This window comes from Methylophilus glucosoxydans (assembly GCF_042676145.1).
In the GTDB taxonomy this organism is placed as follows: domain Bacteria; phylum Pseudomonadota; class Gammaproteobacteria; order Burkholderiales; family Methylophilaceae; genus Methylophilus; species Methylophilus glucosoxydans.
This window is the reverse complement of sequence record NZ_JBHTJW010000002.1, coordinates 1892475-1910128: the sequence shown is the minus strand read 5'-3', so window position 1 is coordinate 1910128 and position 17654 is coordinate 1892475. Positions and strand designations below refer to the sequence as shown.

General features: G+C 46.3%; 17 protein-coding genes and 4 tRNA genes. 17 read left to right on the top strand and 4 right to left on the bottom strand.

Annotation, left to right across the window (positions count from 1 at the left end):
- Positions 1–151 precede the first annotated feature (151 nt).
- The 12 genes from ACFQ1T_RS11735 (at position 152) to ACFQ1T_RS11680 (ending at position 7047) form a co-directional block, all read left to right on the top strand.
- Positions 152–511, top strand: coding sequence for a hypothetical protein (locus tag ACFQ1T_RS11735; protein ID WP_379076831.1), 360 nt, complete (start codon positions 152–154; stop codon positions 509–511).
- Between the two features lie 112 nt (positions 512–623).
- A complete protein-coding gene (locus tag ACFQ1T_RS11730; RefSeq protein ID WP_379076828.1) occupies positions 624–1046 on the top strand; it encodes a hypothetical protein in 423 nt (140 codons plus the stop codon).
- A gap of 75 nt (positions 1047–1121) precedes the next feature.
- Positions 1122–1448, top strand: coding sequence for a hypothetical protein (locus tag ACFQ1T_RS11725; RefSeq protein ID WP_379076825.1), 327 nt, complete (start codon positions 1122–1124; stop codon positions 1446–1448).
- Between the two features lie 625 nt (positions 1449–2073).
- A complete protein-coding gene (locus ACFQ1T_RS11720) occupies positions 2074–2433 on the top strand; it encodes a hypothetical protein (RefSeq protein ID WP_379076822.1) in 360 nt (119 codons plus the stop codon).
- Positions 2434–2463: 30 nt separating this feature from the next.
- A complete protein-coding gene (locus ACFQ1T_RS11715) occupies positions 2464–3588 on the top strand; it encodes an SEL1-like repeat protein (protein WP_379076819.1) in 1125 nt (374 codons plus the stop codon).
- An 82-nt stretch (positions 3589–3670) separates the two neighbouring features.
- Positions 3671–5470: an excinuclease ABC subunit UvrC gene (gene uvrC, locus ACFQ1T_RS11710; RefSeq protein WP_379076816.1), complete on the top strand. Its 1800-nt coding sequence runs from the start codon at positions 3671–3673 to the stop codon at positions 5468–5470.
- 30 nt (positions 5471–5500) lie between these two features.
- Complete coding sequence (pgsA, locus tag ACFQ1T_RS11705; protein WP_275354884.1) at positions 5501–6082, top strand: CDP-diacylglycerol--glycerol-3-phosphate 3-phosphatidyltransferase; 582 nt, start codon at positions 5501–5503, stop codon at positions 6080–6082.
- A gap of 106 nt (positions 6083–6188) precedes the next feature.
- Positions 6189–6264 (top strand) — tRNA-Gly (locus tag ACFQ1T_RS11700).
- 61 nt (positions 6265–6325) lie between these two features.
- Positions 6326–6399, top strand: a tRNA-Cys gene (locus tag ACFQ1T_RS11695).
- An 18-nt stretch (positions 6400–6417) separates the two neighbouring features.
- A tRNA-Gly gene (locus ACFQ1T_RS11690) sits at positions 6418–6493 on the top strand.
- Positions 6494–6571: 78 nt separating this feature from the next.
- Positions 6572–6658 (top strand) — tRNA-Leu (locus ACFQ1T_RS11685).
- Between the two features lie 152 nt (positions 6659–6810).
- Entirely contained in the window at positions 6811–7047 is a 237-nt protein-coding gene (locus tag ACFQ1T_RS11680; protein WP_379076813.1) for an Arm DNA-binding domain-containing protein, read from the top strand.
- A gap of 65 nt (positions 7048–7112) precedes the next feature.
- Here ACFQ1T_RS11680 and ACFQ1T_RS11675 read toward each other — a convergent pair whose 3' ends face one another.
- The 4 genes from ACFQ1T_RS11675 to ACFQ1T_RS11660 all read right to left on the bottom strand — a co-directional run bounded on the left by ACFQ1T_RS11675 (position 7113) and on the right by ACFQ1T_RS11660 (position 10834).
- Positions 7113–8432 (bottom strand): STAS-like domain-containing protein, encoded by a 1320-nt coding sequence (locus tag ACFQ1T_RS11675; RefSeq protein ID WP_379076810.1) that lies wholly within the window; start codon positions 8430–8432, stop codon positions 7113–7115.
- Positions 8433–8598: 166 nt separating this feature from the next.
- On the bottom strand, positions 8599–9423 hold the full coding sequence (locus ACFQ1T_RS11670) for a DUF6602 domain-containing protein (protein ID WP_379076807.1): 825 nt from the start codon (positions 9421–9423) through the stop codon (positions 8599–8601).
- Between the two features lie 314 nt (positions 9424–9737).
- Positions 9738–10196 carry a GNAT family N-acetyltransferase gene (locus ACFQ1T_RS11665; RefSeq protein WP_379076804.1) on the bottom strand — a complete coding sequence of 153 codons (459 nt, stop codon included), beginning with the start codon at positions 10194–10196 and terminating at the stop codon, positions 9738–9740.
- On the bottom strand, positions 10181–10834 hold the full coding sequence (locus tag ACFQ1T_RS11660; RefSeq protein WP_194746957.1) for a helix-turn-helix domain-containing protein: 654 nt from the start codon (positions 10832–10834) through the stop codon (positions 10181–10183). The genes ACFQ1T_RS11665 and ACFQ1T_RS11660 overlap by 16 nt, the downstream gene beginning before the upstream one ends.
- A gap of 346 nt (positions 10835–11180) precedes the next feature.
- Between ACFQ1T_RS11660 and ACFQ1T_RS11655 the strand changes: the two genes are divergently transcribed.
- Genes ACFQ1T_RS11655 through glnT form a run of 5 tightly spaced genes read left to right on the top strand, consistent with a single transcriptional unit; the run spans position 11181 to position 17646 of the window.
- Entirely contained in the window at positions 11181–12422 is a 1242-nt protein-coding gene (locus tag ACFQ1T_RS11655; RefSeq protein WP_194746956.1) for an FAD-dependent oxidoreductase, read from the top strand.
- A gap of 18 nt (positions 12423–12440) precedes the next feature.
- Positions 12441–12701, top strand: coding sequence for a sarcosine oxidase subunit delta (locus tag ACFQ1T_RS11650; protein ID WP_379076799.1), 261 nt, complete (start codon positions 12441–12443; stop codon positions 12699–12701).
- A complete protein-coding gene (locus tag ACFQ1T_RS11645) occupies positions 12698–15592 on the top strand; it encodes a 2Fe-2S iron-sulfur cluster-binding protein (RefSeq protein WP_379076796.1) in 2895 nt (964 codons plus the stop codon). Before ACFQ1T_RS11650 ends, ACFQ1T_RS11645 begins: the two co-directional genes overlap by 4 nt.
- 2 nt (positions 15593–15594) lie before the next feature.
- Positions 15595–16269, top strand: a complete 675-nt coding sequence (locus ACFQ1T_RS11640; protein WP_287034286.1) for a sarcosine oxidase subunit gamma — start codon at positions 15595–15597, stop codon at positions 16267–16269.
- Between the two features lie 42 nt (positions 16270–16311).
- Positions 16312–17646 carry a type III glutamate--ammonia ligase gene (glnT, locus tag ACFQ1T_RS11635; protein WP_379076793.1) on the top strand — a complete coding sequence of 445 codons (1335 nt, stop codon included), beginning with the start codon at positions 16312–16314 and terminating at the stop codon, positions 17644–17646.
- Positions 17647–17654: the final 8 nt, after the last annotated feature.

The following is a 17654-nucleotide window of genomic DNA, read 5'->3' as shown; positions in this document are numbered from 1 at the left end:
ACTTTTATAACCCGGTACGGTTGCATTCGGGTATTGGGTATCAATCACCGATTTCGGTGGAAATGATCGGTTAGATGATGTCCACTTTTTACAGGCAAGATCACGCGCTAAAGCGCGCCCGTTAATTCAAACGTTAGACGAAAGACAATTTATGAGCTTTGGGTTGGTGATCGAGCGACGTGAAGGCACAGGCAATCGCATTTCTCTTGAGGAGTGGAAGGCTCTCGTTAGCTCTCGTAACGACCTTCAGATCCGAAGTGCGCCATACGTAGCAGTCAATCCGTCAACACAACAGCAAATCACGCTCCCTGTTGGCGAAGGCGATTCCGAAATTCTGATTGATGGGCAATGGCTTCCCTTCCTTCGGTTCCGGCGCGGCGCGCTAATCACCGAATACGATGAGGAATTTGAAACCCCATCAAACCCAATCCGCATTGCGATTGCACAAATTGCTAAAGAGCTTGGTGCCGTTATCGGCACCGATCTCGGTGACGACGTTTTTGAATGGTAGCCCAGTGAGCGTTTCGTCTAACCCTACAGTCAAGCGGACCGCCGCAAGCTGCGCTTGTGGTTCCCTCCGCGCTTCGCGCTCCGGCGTCCGCTTACTTCCACGTTAGGCACCTATGCGCTATACGGTTCTCGTTGCTATAGCTTTGCTGCTCGCATTTGGCGGTGAGTGGATATACAGGTCCTTTCTTCGCCCAATAGACCCGCTAGCTCCTGAAGCTGTTGCCCTCGCCGAGCACTTCAACCGCAGTGGAATCCAAGTGCGGCCGTATCCGGTGCGCCACGGCTTTCGCCATTCGGAAGTGCTTTCGGTCGCGGGCTACGAAATTGTTGGTTACCCACTGCCTATCGTCGTCGAGTTTTGCACCACGGAAGCCAGTGCAATTGAGAAGCTCCGCATGGTCAAGGCAAGCCCCAACTTAACCCAACCAACCAAGAATGGTCGGCTGGTCATGAATCTCCCCATGTGGGGCGAAGATACCGGTCCAATGGCTACCAAGGTCGAAAATGCGTTTGGCTCATTTATCCCCGGTGCCTAACATCTCGTTCGAGAGGGACGCTACGCCGGCAAGCCGGCTTCGCGCCCCTCAACTAAAACGTTGGGCATCTTTAATATGAAACGTATTGAGTATCCGAGTTTGGAGAAAAAAACATTAAAACAGCGCATTCTTTGGCCATTCGAAGCTATGTATGCAGGCATCGAGTTGCTTGGTTTTCTAGCCATTATTTTATATCCCGCCTATCAAATTGGGCTTTGGCTTTTCAAGGTTGCTGCTTCAGGTTCATGGGGTCTTTTTATAGGCAGTTTGTCTTGTTTACTGGCTCTAGCTTTATGGCTGGCATTCTTTACATCTTTACAAACCAAGTTAGTTCTTATATTCGGGGTATGGCCAATTGCTGGTGCAATTTTAGCCCCTCTGTTATCAAGGCTTATTTCATGAGCCACACATGCCCAACCCATCATTCAAGTGGGACTGGCGAAAGGGTTCTTTTATGAAATGTTTATTAATAACGATAGTTAAGAGAACAGTGTCGCCAGCCCCTTACTTCAAACGTTGGGCATCATGATAGAACGTTCATTAGCATGGTATCCGTTATCAGATATAGACTGTCCATTTGGGTCTATCTCGTATTCATACCATCGTGGAAAGAAACTATCAGTTACTCTGCATGGCGAGCGTACGCTAAATCTCAATTTCACTACAGTAACTGCGGTTCGTTTTGAGTTGGAATGTCCTGGATATGACCCAATTCCACGACCATTACCAGTTCTTGAACAAAATCCATACTATACGTTTCCGTTACTTATAATCGAAAACTCGCAATGGAGCGAACAGTTTATCCCAATATACGGAGAGCTATTTCACTTTGTACTTATTAGCTCAGATGATCTTGTGCAAATAATAGCCAATCCAAACGTTCTGGCAGAGTGGGTGGCGTAAATTATGCCCAACCAATCAGTCAAGCGGGACTGGCGAAAAGGTGCTTTTATGAAATGTTTATTAATAACGAGGGTTGAGCCACCGATGTCACTAACCACCTACTTCACACGTTGGGAGTAAAAATATGCCAATTGGTATTAGACAAGCCGTTATCGCAATATGGGCAACACTTGCTATTGACGCACTGCTAGCCTTATATGAAAAAATGACTGGTCATGCTACAGACGGCGAATTTGCATCTACGATCATTTTTTATTCCTTGCTTTGTATATTGCCTTACAAAATCAGTAATGCAAGCAATGCTGCTCGCTATGTATATTTAATTATTACAATCGGATCAGTTCTTATCATGCTTGGTGGGGTCGGTTACGAAAAAATGAAGCTTGAGTATTTTGTTTCTATTTTTCTCATTCCAGTTGAAGCTTTTATCCTTTATCGGCTATTCCAAAAAGGTACATCTGATTGGTTTAAGAAAGTGCAATAACTGCGATATTTAGTATCAGAGTAAAAATCCATGAATAAGAAAATTGCCATTTTTTTGATATTGCCATGTTTATGGGGAAGTTTTGTTTGGGCTGACACAAGTCAATTTAGCTCTTTGATTAATAGTCAGATACTTGATAGTCAGCTGGAGGCCATTCAAAAATCAGCTGCGAATGGAAATTTAGAGGATCAATATCGCTTAGGTGCGATGTATTACGCAGGTAAGCTGGTTGAGCAAAATAAAACCTTAGCTTTTGAGTGGTTTTTAAAAGCGGCCGAGCAAGGGAATGCAAGTGCACAAAATGACCTTGGTGCGATGTACGAAAACGGAGAGGGTTGTGAGAAAAACATAGACAAAGCCATAGAGTGGTATACCAAAGCTGCAGCGCAGGGGATGATCCTAGCCAAAAATAACTTAGGGTCGTTGTACTATGTAGGTGTCCTTGTCCCAAAAAATCTACAAAAGGCTTTTGAATGGTTCTCGAAAGCAGCTGAGCAAGGGGATGCGAGAGCACTCAATAATCTTGCCGGGATGTATGGCACTGGAACGGGCGTTGAAAAAAACACAGAAAAAGCATTTGATTTGCTTACTCAAGCGTCCGAAAAAGGTGATGCTAACGCTCAAAATAATCTCGGTGCAATGTACTACAACGGCGTGGGTGCCTCTAAGGATTTACAACGAGCCCACGAGTTGTTTTTTAGAGCAGCAGAACAAGGTAATGCAGTGTCAGCACGCAATCTGGGTTTGATGTATTACAAAGGCTATGGCGTTGAGCAGGATAAGCAAAGCGCCTTAGCGTGGCTTAAAGTTTCAGCTGAAAAAGGGGATGCCATTGCGCAGTTTAATGTCGCCATGCTCTACGATATGGGCGATGGCGTGACTCAAAATAAGGCAAAAGCCGCTGAGTGGTACTTGAAAGCAGCTCGACAAGGAGAGGTTAAGTCACAATATAATTTAGGGGTCATGTACTACAATGGTGTAGGCGTTCCACAAAATAAATCTAGAGCATTTGAATGGTTTAGCAGATCGGCAGACCAAGGTTTTGCGATGGCGCTACATAATCTTGCAGTCATGTATGACGTTGGTGATGGTGTTCTGCAAGATAAAGTAAAAGCAAAAGAGTTGTATTCAAAAGCGGCGCAACTTAGGAATTAGAGTGTTTTAAATTTATCTGCTCAGATATTTTCAGGATGATTTGCTTATCATCCACATGTCTATCAAGTGCTAAAATGCCGCCATGTTTGACCCCAAACCCATCCTGAAAAACCTTCCAAACCTGCCAGGCGTTTACCGCATGCTCAATGCGGAAGATACCGTGATCTATGTGGGTAAAGCCAAAGATTTAAAAAAGCGGGTTTCGAGTTACTTTAATAAAAACCTCGCCAGTCCGCGTACCAAAATGATGGTGTCGCAGATTACCAATATCGAGACCACGGTCACGCGCTCTGAGGCTGAAGCGTTGCTGCTTGAGAATAACCTTATCAAGAGCATCATGCCGCGTTATAACGTGTTGTTTCGCGACGATAAGTCTTATCCCTATATTAGCCTGACGGGCGATGCTTTTCCGCGGCTGGCGTTTCACCGCGGCACGCAGCGCAAGGGGCATCAGTATTTTGGGCCTTTCCCCAGCTCGCCAGCGGTGCGTGAGAGCATACAGTTGCTGCAAAAGGTGTTTAAGCTGCGCACCTGTGAAAACACGGTGTTTGCTAACCGGTCACGGCCTTGTCTGCAGTATCAGATTGCACGGTGTACTGCACCGTGTGTGAACCTGATTTCCCAAGAAGACTATGCGAGTGATGTTCGTCACGCAGCGCTGTTTTTGCTGGGCAAAACCAGTGAGGTGATGGATTCTTTGGCGGATGGGATGAATGCTGCAGCCGAGGCGATGGAATACGAGCAGGCGGCGGTATTGCGTGACCGCATTCAGGCCTTGCGCCAGGTGCAGGCCAAGCAGTTTGTCAGTGACTTTAGCGTGAGCGATGCGGATGTGATTGCCTGCGCCGAGATTGAGGGCCAGCACTGCATTAACCTGGTGATGATCCGTGGTGGTCGCCATTTGGGCGACAAGAGCTTTTTCCCCAAGAACGCGCAAGATGCCGAGCTGGTAGAAACGGTAGAGGCGTTTATTACCCAATATTATGTGGCGCAAAACACGCCGCCTATGCTGGTGTGCGGGGCGGAGATCGACAAAACTGAATTTGAAACCATGCTCAGCGAGCAGGCTGAACGCAAAATCCGCGTGCTGACCAATGCGATTGGCGATAAAAAGGTCTGGCTCAAGATGGCGCAGACCAATGCAGAACTGGCGTTGCAACAGCGGCAGGCGACTTCGGCCAATCAGCAGGCGCGTTTGCTCTCTTTGCGTGAGGCGCTTAGCCTTGCCGAGAACACCGAGCGCATTGAATGCTTTGATATCAGCCATACCATGGGTGAAGCCACAGTAGGCAGTTGCGTGGTGTTTGACCGTGGTGATATGCAAAACAGTGAATACCGCCGCTATAACGTCACTGGTATCACGCCAGGCGATGATTATGCGGCGATGCGGGATGTGCTGACCCGGCGCTATAAAAAAGTCGCTGCGGGCGAGGGAAAACGCCCTGACCTGATTTTTATTGATGGTGGCAAGGGCCAGTTGGGCGTGGCGATGGAGGTCATGCAAGAGGTCGGTCTAGACGATATTTTGCTGATTGGTATTGCCAAGGGTGAAGAGCGCAAACCGGGCCTCGAAACCATGATTTTCTCCGACACTGGCGAAATGCTGAATTTACCCGTGGATAATCCCGGCCTGCACCTGCTACAACAAATCCGCGACGAAGCGCATCGGTTTGCCATTACCGGCCACCGGGCCAAGCGCGCCAAAGCGCGCATTACCTCTAGCCTGGAGGAGATTGAAGGGGTAGGGGCCAAGCGCCGCAAAGCCTTGTTGACGCGATTTGGTGGCCTGGATGCGATAAAAAGTGCTAGCATAGACGAGATTGCACAAGTCGAAGGCATTAGCCTGGCACTGGCGCAAACCATATACGAACGATTGCATTAAGCCATTGCAACAGCCCTGAGCAAAATAACCATGTGGAATGTCCCCAATATACTCACCCTGCTACGCATCGCGATGATCCCGGTGTTTGTTGGTATCTTCTTTTTGCCCGCGAATGCCATCGCCAGCGACGGGCTGCCAGCACACTGGGTAAACCTCACCGCTGCAAGTGTGTTTATTCTGGCCTCATTCACCGACTGGCTGGATGGCTACTGGGCCCGCAAATATCACCAAATGTCCAAGTTTGGCGCGTTTCTTGACCCCGTGGCTGACAAGCTGATGGTGGCCGCCGCCTTGATTGTGCTGGTGGAGTTGCACCGGGTCGGGGCGGTGGTCGCGCTCATCATCATCGGCCGCGAAATTGCCATCAGTGCCTTGCGCGAGTGGATGGCCAGCATAGGCAAAAGTGCCAATGTTGCGGTCGCCATGGTTGGGAAAATCAAAACGGCCGCGCAGATGGTTGCCATCATCTTGCTACTTTGGTTTGATCCGCTGTTTGGCATCAACATCCAGTGGCTGGGTGAATGGCTCATTGTGATCGCCGCATTGCTGACCCTGATCTCCATGGGTTACTACCTGCGCGCGGCGTGGCCAGCGATACGCGAAACCATCTAAAAAAGCAAGGCGAAAAAAGACATATTATTTTCAAAATCTTCCTTGACACCGGTCTCAAAATCATTAAAATGCCAGCTTCTTTACGACACATGACGTAAGGAAATACGCGGGAATAGCTCAGTTGGTAGAGCGCAACCTTGCCAAGGTTGAGGTCGCGAGTTCGAGACTCGTTTCCCGCTCCAAATTCTGGGGAAAGCGCGGCTTTCCCTTTTTAACATAAGTTGTTTTTATGTTGTTGGTTCTGGCGCGATAGCAAAGCGGTTATGCCGCGGCCTGCAAAGCCGTTTAGGCCGGTTCGACTCCGGCTCGCGCCTCCAGTCTCATGTTGTAAATATGCGGGAATAGCTCAGTTGGTAGAGCGCAACCTTGCCAAGGTTGAGGTCGCGAGTTCGAGACTCGTTTCCCGCTCCAAATCTTTCTCAAGCACACATTCTCACCGCTATGCAAAATAGATCACAGTGGTAGAATACAAAGCTTGCTAGACCTACCGCCCGGATGGTGAAACTGGTAGACACAAGGGACTTAAAATCCCTCGGCTTAACGGCTGTGCCGGTTCGATTCCGGCTCCGGGCACCAATTTGCAGTATTGTGAAATATAAATAGTCCTCTTTATCAAAGGCTTAGTATTAAGTTGCGATATATTTTGACCTCATAAGCAGTCATTTTAATCTCAACTCGGTATGTATAGTTTTACGTATAACTTTCAACTTCGTAAAGGCTCTATACATATGTCAACTATCCAATCCAAACGCCTCAGAGTAAAAGCAGCGTTAAGTGATTTAACGATTTGGAGAGCTAAGCCGGATAAAAAACCTTATTCTTTAAATGATGGTGATGGGTTATCGCTCTTGGTTGAGCCTAATACCAGTAAAGGTTGGCGTTTTCGTTACACTCTTAATGGAAGAGCACGGGGAACCTTCAATTTTGATATTGCAAGCAATCTAGTTAATTTGGATGTTGAGTAGCTGATTCAATCAAACTATGAAGCTGGGAATACTTAAGTTATAAATTTTATTCAGAGTTTCAGACTCTATGAAGTGTTCTCATCCATAATGAAATCAATCGTTTCTCTTATCTCGGGGCTAGCGTTAATAATTTTGATCATTTTATAAGCTTTCAGTCCCAGATTTTTGATAGGGGTTGCAAGCAAAGCACTCAAAAAACTATGTGGTGCGCTTGAGACGCCATCGAAATCAACAAGCAGTTTTTTTCCACCCCTCACGACTTCAGGGATTAATCGATTATCTCTAAACCTTATCGCAGCATCTTTGTCTTCAGCAAATGAGCCAAAGAAGTTTGTAATTAATAGATAAAATCTGTTCTCATCCTCAAACAAGTCCCCAGCTTTTTGTTCTGATAAAGCTTTCTCTCGAAACTCTTGCATCATGTTGTGAAGTGTAAAACTAGTGTTTCTTTCTAGTTTCAGTGTGACAAGTACAAATGTACCTTGCCAATCATTGTTTAGCGTTTTGCCAGTAATATCTCTTGGAGATATGTGCAAAAGGCCATTGCCTGACACTATATACATGTCTGCATTCAGACGCCTGATAATGTTGGACGAAATGAAAAGGCCAACACCTGCATTATTTTTTTCTATATAAGGATCTTTTTTCCCAAAAGTGCCAGAAACTTGAGGTTTAATCGCTAATTTGATTGCTTCTTCATCAGACTCTTGCCCTGGATAAGCTTGCTCAATATGTTCCTTAATTCCGATTCCAGTATCTGCGATAATGAATTGGATTTCATTGGTATTTTTGTACCAAGCAAATTGCACTAAAGAGGGTATTCTGAGAAGGGGTTCGATATTTGCGAAGAAACTCGGACCATGTTCTAGAGTGTTATACAGGAGTTCACTTAATACGTACCTTAAAGTGTTTGTATATTCGATGTTGAACCCTTTGGTATATCCGTCTGCACTTTCCACTGCAAATTTGAAATCATCATAATTTCTAATTGCAATTAAAGGCTTGTATTTATCACCAGTGAATTGACTTTTTGGGTGAGTCGCAACACCAGAGAACCCTCTAGCTCCCATAAGCCGCCACATCTTACCGGCATCCGATACACCGCCTCCGTCTTCTACTGTAACGTAGCAACCTTTGCTTCTTAAGAACCATGCGTATGCTACAAGGAGTGATAAGGCTTGATAGTTCGCTTGAGTACAAGTCGTTAAGTCAATTTTTACATTTGTATTTTCTATTGACCAGTCAAAGAAATTCAATACATTGTTAAAATCGTATACTCCATGATCTTTAAACGAAAAAGTTGTGGGTAGCTGAATTTCCAAATCCTTGCGTTTGAAATGCAAATCTCGGATTTGGTTAAGCTGCCTTCTAAAGTTGCTGCTCATAATATTTATGAAGTTCTGTTAAGTGGGATCTAATAAACAAGTTACTGATAAATGAATAATAGCGCAGTATTCAATTCGTTAGTGATCCACATATGCTCTTTATTGAGGAGTCAAATGTGAGAAAATCCTAAACAACTAGTGATAGATTTACGTAAGTTTTTGAACACTATTCGAATAAATTTTTAAAAAATGTCCGATTTAATGTGTCTGCCCAGTCAATGGGTAATAATTCGATCCAGTTAAGCGCTTGTAAGAGGCTTACGATACCTAATCCAAAAGCATTTGATTTAGCAGACTCTAAAAAAAGCGCTGTTTTCCATTCCTCGTCAGAAAAAAGCGAACCTTTAATACCATCAGCTCCAAGCCAAGCCTTGTGAGTGGCTATATGATTTGATCCTAGCACCAATAGGTCTGGATTATATGGTTGGTAATCAGTTGGGAGTGCTATATTGGAATTGAAATTTCTAGCAAAAATTGCACAGAATGGTTGATTCTTTAAAGGGGGATATGTGCGAGGCCAGTCCCGAATTTTCCCATTATATGTTGGCCCATCTTTTTCATATTCGTGGTTAATTTTTGCTGCACGACTTAAAAGCAAAGATTTAACATTTCTTGTTTGCATGATTGCTCTCTCAAGAGTTATCAAGTCTGATATGGAGTGCTTGCACTCGATGTATGCGTATATAGCTTCAACTGGTATTTGCTCTTTTATTGAGTATTGACGGCTGATATTTCCTCTTAAAAGTGGGCAGGATAATTTATCATAAATTATTAGATCGTCACCCGCTGTCTGACCATCTTCAGTAACTGCAAAGCCACGGCAAATACCAAATTTTGCTGGCAATATGTCTTCTAGTAGTACACAAACCGCAACTTCAAATTCTGAACCAAAGTCGAAGTTGAAAATTGCCTCAATATCTGAAAGTCGCGCTTCAACCTTTCGTGAAAGTTTTTCGATGTAACCTCCATACGTACTAGGCCCGAATATCATATTGAGTGTTATATTTAGTTAGAGTTAGGAGTGTACGGCTTGTTAAATTCATTTTGGATGATTTCAATTTCAACTCCGATTGACCATGAATATAATTCTATATTTATAGCATTCTGTATAGAAAATAATGTGGAAGTCATCTATTCAGTTGTCTAACAGCGCGGTTGAAGTCCAGATCTCCATTTAGGTTGGGCAAGCTCCGTTTTCATTTCTACCAAGTGACAAAATAGGGACTGAGAAAACAGTAGTTTTGTGAGTGAGCATGCTTTCTCAACTTGGCCGGTGAGAGATGACTAGTTAAAAATATATAACAATTATAAAAATAATCTTCTCGCATTTAACTGAGTGCTTTCCCAACCCAGGTGCCGGTAATACCCTATCGCAGGTTCATTTTCAATATCGACCAATAGCTGGGCACGAGTCGCTCCTTTTTCTTTTGCCCAATCCAATGCCGACTGCAGTAGTTTTCTACCAATTCCTTGCTGTCTAAATTCTGCATGAACGACCATGTCTTCTACCCAAGCAGAGCGTGCTCCTTGTGCAGTAGAGATGACTAGTTGCGCGCTAACCATCCCAATCAGTTTCCCGTCTTCTGTAAATGCAGCTTTGATTACCCCATGTTCTGGTTGTGATATCAGCATACTTAAACCGGCTTTTTGTTTCTCCATGTCTGGTTTGAAATCGGCTTCTATACTAAATAGCGCATGTAGAAGGTCGGCTAGTTGAGCGGCATCTTTCTCTTGAGCATCTCGAATACTTATGACTGCGTCCACTCACTGCCTCCTGAATGATCAACGGGGTCGTGATGAATAATAGCCAGGAAACGGATTGGGACCTCTATGAGCTTGGCTGGCTGATGCGGCTGGTCTCCTCTAAAGGTCAGTGAGTCGCCTGGCTCAAGTAAGAAAGTCTCCAAGCCTACCTTGTACTCTAATACCCCCTCTAGCATATGAATGAATTCAGTCCCTCCATGTTCAAAAGGGGGGAATTCTTCCGCCTGATCTTCCAGCGTGATCAAGAATGGCTCAAAAGTCTTTTGAGGCCCTTGGTCATAGGCTAATAAATGATATGTGTGGCCGAGCTTTGTGCCGCGGCGTACCACTTCCATACCATGCCCTTTTTTAACGAATTGTGCATTTCCTGAGGGAGCGTTGTAGTCGCGGAACAGCCTTGAAAGCGTTACGCCAAGCGCGTTGGCTACTTGTTCCAATGTTTCAAGACTGGTCGATACATGACCATTCTCAATTTTACTGAACATTCCAACACTAATATTCGCTCTCTCAGCGACATCAGCAATCGTCAGGCCATGTTGTTTTCTGACCTCTTTGATGACATTCCCCAAGTGTTTACCCAAAGGTTTGGATTCTGTTTCAGTAATAGGGACAACATTTTTTTTCAAATCAGAGGTCATTGGCGGCTAAAACTCCCATATCCATTCTTCTCGTTCAATTATCACAGGCACAGTAAATCAAGTAGTAAATCAAGTTCCTGCTGGAGAATTAATTGACTAACTCTTTCTTAGTCATTAACCCACCCTCAGCCACTTTTTAACAATATTCACATGCTCTAAATGTGTTCATCAGACCAAATTATGCACCAAATCATTGCAAAATAGGTAAATTTATTCCTGGCAGGAAAAAAATATTCATAAAGCCGTTGACAGCGGTTTTTGCAATGCGTATAAATGGAATTGTTGTTTCCTGCTAGGAATAAAATTTTCATTTCGAGATTGATGTTGGATCGTTGCGGAGCGTTGAATGCCTCTAAGATTGCTTAAATATGCGTTGAGTAAAGAGTACAAAGAGACTCGGTTTTTTAGGGAGAATGTAACCCCTAAGAAAAGTTACGACGCAGTCATTATTGGCGGAGGCGGACACGGTTTGGCTGCTGCCTACTATCTGGCTAAAGACCATGGCATGACTAATATTGCCGTGCTTGAAAAGGGTTACTTGGGTGGAGGCAATACCGGCCGAAATACCACCATTGTCAGGTCTAATTACCTGACCCCAGAGGGCGTGAACTTCTATGATGCCAGCGTCAAAATATACGAAGGTTTGTCCGAAGAGTTAGATATCAATCTATTCTATTCAACGCGCGGCCATTTCACATTGGCGCATACAGAATCCGCGATGCGGACAATGCGTTGGCGCGCTGAGGTCAATAAACATGTGGGCGTGGATAGTTATGTCGTTGGTCCGGATGAGATCTCAAAAGCCTGTCCTCAGCTAGACATCAGCTGCAGTGGCCATGCGCCCATTTTAGGGGCTTTGTATCATGGGCCAGGTTCTGTGGCTCGGCATGATGCTGTCGCTTGGGGTTACGCCCGCGGCGCCGATAGGTTAGGTGTCGATATATTTCAGAGTACAGAGGTGACTGGCATCGATATCAAGGGCGGTAAGGTTCAAGGGGTACAAACGAGCCGAGGTTATATCTCTACCCCCAGAGTGCTGTCAGCGGTGGCAGGGTTTACTCCCCGCATCTGCAAAATGGCTGGCATTGATACGCCTATTGTCATTCATCCCTTGCAAGCTTGTGTGACTGAGCCAATGAAGCCCTGGCTGGATTCAATCCTGGTTTCCGGTAGCTTGCATGTCTACGTCAGTCAGTCTTCCCGTGGCGAATTGGTCATGGGCTCTTCTTTGGATCCCTATGAGGTTCATTCGACCAGGTCTTCTTTAGACTTTGTGGAGGGACTGACGTCTCACATGTTAGACATGTTCCCATTCCTCTCCAATGTGAAGATCGTCAGGCAGTGGGGCGGCATGGCAGACATGACCCCTGACTTCTCTCCCATTATGGGCAAGACACCCGTGGAAGGATTTTACCTCGATGCCGGGTGGGGAACATGGGGATTCAAGGCCACACCGATCAGTGGGAAAACGATGGCTGCCACGATTGCTAACGATATGGCGCCAGATCTCATCAAGCCTTTCAGGCTTTCAAGATTTGAAGAGTACGAATTGACTGGCGAAAAAGGTGCGGCTTCGGTCGGTCACTAAGCATCAGGAAGATTAGAAATGAAATTACTTACTTGCCCGATTAATGGCGTGAGACCGCTAAGCGAATTTGTCTTTGGTGGTGAACTACGTGATATGCCCGAAGCTAAATGCAGCGACAAAGAGTGGGCCGATTATGTTTATAACCGCAATGGCGCGCCAGGGCTAAAAAAAGAATGGTGGTATCACTCTCCTAGCGGAACCTGGTTTGTTGCAGAAAGAGACACCTTAACCGACAACGTAGCACGTACCTACTTATACGAACAGGAAGGTGCTCAATGAGCATGAGGTTGCAAAATACTTCCGGTGAGTGGATCAATCGGAACAACAAAATCAAATTCTCATTTGAAGGTAAAGAATATGAGGGTTTTGAAGGGGATACGATTAGTAGCGCTTTGTGGGCTGCTGGCGAGAAAGTATTAGGCCGTAGTTTTAAATACCATCGCCCCAGAGGCATTTTTACCCTTGCAAATCATGACGTCAACATCATGGTGACAGATGGTGTCGATACCAATATCCGAGCCGATGTTGTTCAGCTTAAAGCGGGGATGAAGCTCCAAGTAGTGAATGTTGACGGCGGGGTGATGGCGGATAAGAAGCGCTTTCTTGATTCGATATCGGCGCTCTTACCAGTCGGCTTTTATTACAAAGCATTTCATACCCCACGTGGTTTGTTTCCATTTTGGGAGCGCATCATTCGCAATGCAGCTGGTTTGGGCGTGGTGAACTTTAACTATCCGCGGCTCTTAAAAAAGAAACAGCATTCTCATTACGATCTTCTTGTGGTTGGCGCAGGCCCTGCAGGGTTATCTGCTGCTTTGACTGCGGCCCGTGAAGGCTTAGAGGTTCTTTTGGCGGATGAAAATGCCAACCCCGGCGGAAGTTTTGCTTACGACAATGCAGGCAATTCAGTGCATCACGAACAGTTAGCAAACATGGTGAGTGAGGCACAAAGCCTGCCTAATTTAACAGTGAAAACTAACGCTTATGCAGCCGGATATTATGCTGATCATCTGATCCCGATCGTAGACGAATCTGGAATCACAAAAGTACGTGCTAAAGCAGTGATTGTTGCCAGTGGCGCCTTTGAGCAACCTCCTGTGTTCAGAAACAACGATCTACCGGGTGTCATGCTTGGTTCCGCCGCGCAACGTCTCATCGCACGATACGCCGTTAAGCCATTCTTGAAGGGCGTAGTCGTCACCGCTAATAGCTATGGTTACCGTGTAGCGCTTGATCTGATTGCATCTGGCGTAGAGGTCGCGGCGATTGTTGATATGCGGGCGGATGGAGAGACAGATGCCATTGCCAGTGTGGTCGCAAATAAAGGCATACCAATCCATAACGGTGCTTGCATCTATGAAGCTGTGCCGGTATCCGGCAAGTTAGGTGTCAAAGGCGCGATTGTCGCGGATTACGATGAAGGCTCTGCGCAGGCCGATATTCGGAAATCCATACAGATTGACTGTGACGGTATCGTCATGTGTGCAGGCTGGGCGCCTGCTGCTGCATTGCTCTATCAGGCTGGTACCGGTATGCGTTATGACGATCAAATACACCAATTCGTACCGTCAAGACTGCCCAATGGCATTTTCGCTGCAGGTAAGGTAAACGGTGTTTTTGGCTTGAATCAACGCCTCCAGGATGGCGCCCGTGCTGCCTCTGATGCCCTCAAGTATTTGGGGTATGTTGGAAACGAGACCACAGTAGACAGTTTTTCCGGCTCATCGCCTAGCCATCCTTATCCGATTGTGATGCATCCCAAAGGTAAAAACTTTGTGGATTTCGACGAGGATATCAGCGTAAAAGATTTCATTCATGCGGCTCAGGAAGGCTTCGATAACATCGAATTAATGAAGCGTTTCACGACAGTTGGCATGGGGCCTAGCCAGGGCAAGCATTCAAATATGAATGCGATTCGTATTCTGGCGCGCATTAGAAGTCTTCCAGTCAATAAAATTGGCACGACGACTGCAAGGCCCTTCTTTCATCCCACACCAATAGGTCATTTGGCAGGCAGGGGGTTGCATCCTCATCGAGATACCCCGCTGCATCAGTGGCACGCAGAACACGGTGCAGTGTTCACGGATGTTGGCGCATGGAAACGTCCAGCCTACTACAAAGTGGATGGGCAAACCAAAGAGCAGTCTATACAGAACGAAGCAAAAGCCGTCAGAAGTGCAGCGGGCATCATTGATGTCAGTACCTTGGGCAAGATAGAGATTCATGGCGCCAATGCCGCTGAATTTTTGGAACGTTTCTATACTGGTAATTTTAAAGATCAAAGGGTTGGGCGCTCCCGATATGCCTTAATGCTGGACGAATCAGGGGTGATGGTAGATGACGGTGTCGCGTGCCGGATCGCAGAAAATTTTTTCTATGTGACCGCAAGTACCAGCAATGCCGCCGCGGTTTACCGTGAGATGCAGCGGTGGAATCAGATTTGGGGCCTGAATGTGACCTTCATCAATGTCACGGGCGCATATGGCGCGGTGAACATTGCCGGGCCATTGGCCAGAAAGGTGCTTCAGAAGATCACCCTGTTGGATCTCTCTGAAGACCAGTTTTTATTAGGTGCCGTGGCTGATACGTCCATAGCAGAAATAAAGGCACGTGTGATTCGCGTTGGATTTGTCTCTAACCAGGCCTATGAGATTCATGTGCCTGCCTCAGCTGTGCTTAAGTTGTGGAATTTGCTGCTAGACAGTGGAAGCGTTGATGAACGTGTTAAACCATTTGGTACAGAGGCACAAAGATTGCTTCGATTGGAAATGGGCCACCCATTAGTGGGACATGATACCGATGGTCTTACCAACCCCTTTGAGCTTGGTGCTGACTGGGCCATCAACCTCAATAAACCTTTCTTTATCGGTAAACGCAGTTTGCAAATTATCCGCAAACGCCCTCTGCTAAAAAAACTAGTGGCTTTTTCGTTTAAGCCAGATTTCAAGGGCCCTGTGCCATGTGAGTGTAATTTAGTGATCAGCAAGAGTGGCCAGATTGAGGGTAGGGTCACCAGTCTATCCTTGAGTCCTACGCTGCAAAGATTCATCGGGTTTGCATATGTATCCCCAGCGAATACAACGTTGGGTGACGTCTTGAATATTAGAACCGACAGCGGCCAGATGGTGGAGGCCTATGTTGTCCAGTCACCATTTATTGAAGGGGATTAAATATGGAAATGGTATTTGATCGACTCTCCCCCGTCAGTTTTGCGCAGTCAGGGTTAACGATGAAGAAAGCAATCTTGAACGGGATGGAGATCGTTCTAAGTTATGAAAATACGGATATCGAGATGCAACGGATGAAGAAGCTCGGTATTTGTGATGTGAGCGCATTTTCCAGAGTAGGGATTAAAGGCGCAAAGGCCGTTGAGTGGCTTGAGTCCAAAGGCTTTACCGTGCCAGAAGCACCCAATACATGGCGTAAAGATCACGCTGGAGGATTGGTGTTAAGGCTTGGGCGGAGTGAATTTTTATTGGAAGGTTTCCACCAGGGGCAGATTGCAATCAATGCAAATGATGCACCAGAGCATCTTTATGAAGTGGCACGTTATGACGCTTCGTTCATCCTGAGCGGCGTGCATTTCCACAGTGCATTCAGTGAAATTTGTGCACTAGACCTGAGTGAAAGCGCGTTTGCTGCGGATGCTGTGTTGCTGACCAGTGTGGCTGGCGTGTCTGTGACTTTAATCCGCCAATTGCTGAATGGGGAGCTGGTCTACCGGTTATGGTGCGATGGTAGCTATGGTAACTACATGTGGAGCACGCTCACCGAAATCGCCGGGGAGTTCGGCGGCGGCGCTGTTGGCCTGGATGTTCACTTCAAACAGATGATAACTAGTTCTTGATCGTTTTGAATTTTAATTAATAAATTTTAGGTGAGGCACTCAATGAAGTCATTGCAGGAAGCACAAAAGTTTTTGCAGGAAAACAAGGTCAAGTACGTCCTTGCTCAATTCGTCGATATTCATGGGGTAGCTAAGGTCAAGTCAGTGCCGGCTGAGCATCTCAACGATATCCTGACGAAGGGCGCAGGTTTTGCTGGTGGTGCAATTTGGGGGACAGGCATTGCACCCAATGGCCCTGATTACATGGCGGTTGGTGAGCTGAGCACTATCGGCTTGGTGCCTTGGCAACCTGGTTATGCGCGACTGGTGTGCGATGGGCATGTCAACAATCAACCGCATGAATATGATGCACGCGTCGTTCTTAAGAAGCAGATTGCCCGCTTATCCGAACGTGGATGGACCTTCTACACAGGATTAGAGCCAGAGTTCTCATTACTGCGTCGTGACGAACAGGGTCAGATTCTGCCGTTTGATGAAACTGATACGTTGCAAAAACCATGTTACGACTATAAAGGGATCACAAGACACTCTGAGTATCTTGGTAAGTTAACTGAGTCGCTGATTGCGGCAGGGATGGATGTTTATCAAATCGATCATGAGGATGCGAATGGTCAGTTTGAAATTAACTACACCTATTCTGAATGCCTCAAAAGTGCAGACGATTACATTTTATTCAAGATGGCTGCGAGTGAAATCGCCAATGAGATGGGCATGATCTGCTCGTTCATGCCTAAGCCATTTAGCAATCGGCCAGGCAATGGTATGCACATGCATATGTCCATAGGGGATGGAGAAAAAAGCCTGTTCCAAGACGACAATGATCCCTCTGGTCTGGGGCTGTCAAGCCTGGCCTACCATTTCCTGGGCGGGATCCTCGCGCATGCCCCGGCACTGACCGCCTTGTGTAATCCGACCGTAAATTCGTACAAAAGACTGGTCGTTGGGCGCTCATTAACCGGGTCAACGTGGGCGCCAGCGTATATCAGTTACGGTAACAATAACCGTTCGACATTGGTGCGTATTCCTTATGGCCGCTTAGAACTGCGGCTCCCTGACGGCAGCTGTAATCCATATCTTGCAACCGCAGCCGTGATCGCAGCGGGCTTGGATGGCGTTGCCCGTCAGTTAAACCCAGGCAAGGGGCATGATGAGAATCTCTACGATTACAGCCCCGAGCAACTTCAAGCGTTGAAGATTGGCATACTTCCCCAGAATCTGGGTGAGGCATTGGATGCGCTTGAGAGTGATGAGGTCATCATGGATGCGCTGGGGGCAAATCTTGCCCAAGAGTTTTTAAAGATCAAACGCATGGAGTGGATAGATTATCAACGGCATGTCTCCCAGTGGGAAATTGATAGGTATGTTGAGTTCTTTTAATTGTTTGA

Coding starts and splice junctions, on each gene's coding strand:
- ACFQ1T_RS11680 (WP_379076813.1), top strand. CDS start 6,811: ATGTCAACTATCCAATCCAAACGCCTCAGAGTAAAAGCAGCGTTAAGT.
- ACFQ1T_RS11735 (WP_379076831.1), top strand. CDS start 152: ATGAGCTTTGGGTTGGTGATCGAGCGACGTGAAGGCACAGGCAATCGC.
- uvrC (WP_379076816.1), top strand. CDS start 3,671: ATGTTTGACCCCAAACCCATCCTGAAAAACCTTCCAAACCTGCCAGGC.
- ACFQ1T_RS11645 (WP_379076796.1), top strand. CDS start 12,698: ATGAGCATGAGGTTGCAAAATACTTCCGGTGAGTGGATCAATCGGAAC.
- ACFQ1T_RS11640 (WP_287034286.1), top strand. CDS start 15,595: ATGGAAATGGTATTTGATCGACTCTCCCCCGTCAGTTTTGCGCAGTCA.
- glnT (WP_379076793.1), top strand. CDS start 16,312: ATGAAGTCATTGCAGGAAGCACAAAAGTTTTTGCAGGAAAACAAGGTC.
- ACFQ1T_RS11675 (WP_379076810.1), bottom strand. CDS start 8,432: ATGAGCAGCAACTTTAGAAGGCAGCTTAACCAAATCCGAGATTTGCAT.
- ACFQ1T_RS11655 (WP_194746956.1), top strand. CDS start 11,181: ATGCCTCTAAGATTGCTTAAATATGCGTTGAGTAAAGAGTACAAAGAG.
- ACFQ1T_RS11730 (WP_379076828.1), top strand. CDS start 624: ATGCGCTATACGGTTCTCGTTGCTATAGCTTTGCTGCTCGCATTTGGC.
- pgsA (WP_275354884.1), top strand. CDS start 5,501: ATGTGGAATGTCCCCAATATACTCACCCTGCTACGCATCGCGATGATC.
- ACFQ1T_RS11715 (WP_379076819.1), top strand. CDS start 2,464: ATGAATAAGAAAATTGCCATTTTTTTGATATTGCCATGTTTATGGGGA.
- ACFQ1T_RS11725 (WP_379076825.1), top strand. CDS start 1,122: ATGAAACGTATTGAGTATCCGAGTTTGGAGAAAAAAACATTAAAACAG.
- ACFQ1T_RS11720 (WP_379076822.1), top strand. CDS start 2,074: ATGCCAATTGGTATTAGACAAGCCGTTATCGCAATATGGGCAACACTT.
- ACFQ1T_RS11650 (WP_379076799.1), top strand. CDS start 12,441: ATGAAATTACTTACTTGCCCGATTAATGGCGTGAGACCGCTAAGCGAA.
- ACFQ1T_RS11670 (WP_379076807.1), bottom strand. CDS start 9,423: ATGATATTCGGGCCTAGTACGTATGGAGGTTACATCGAAAAACTTTCA.
- ACFQ1T_RS11660 (WP_194746957.1), bottom strand. CDS start 10,834: ATGACCTCTGATTTGAAAAAAAATGTTGTCCCTATTACTGAAACAGAA.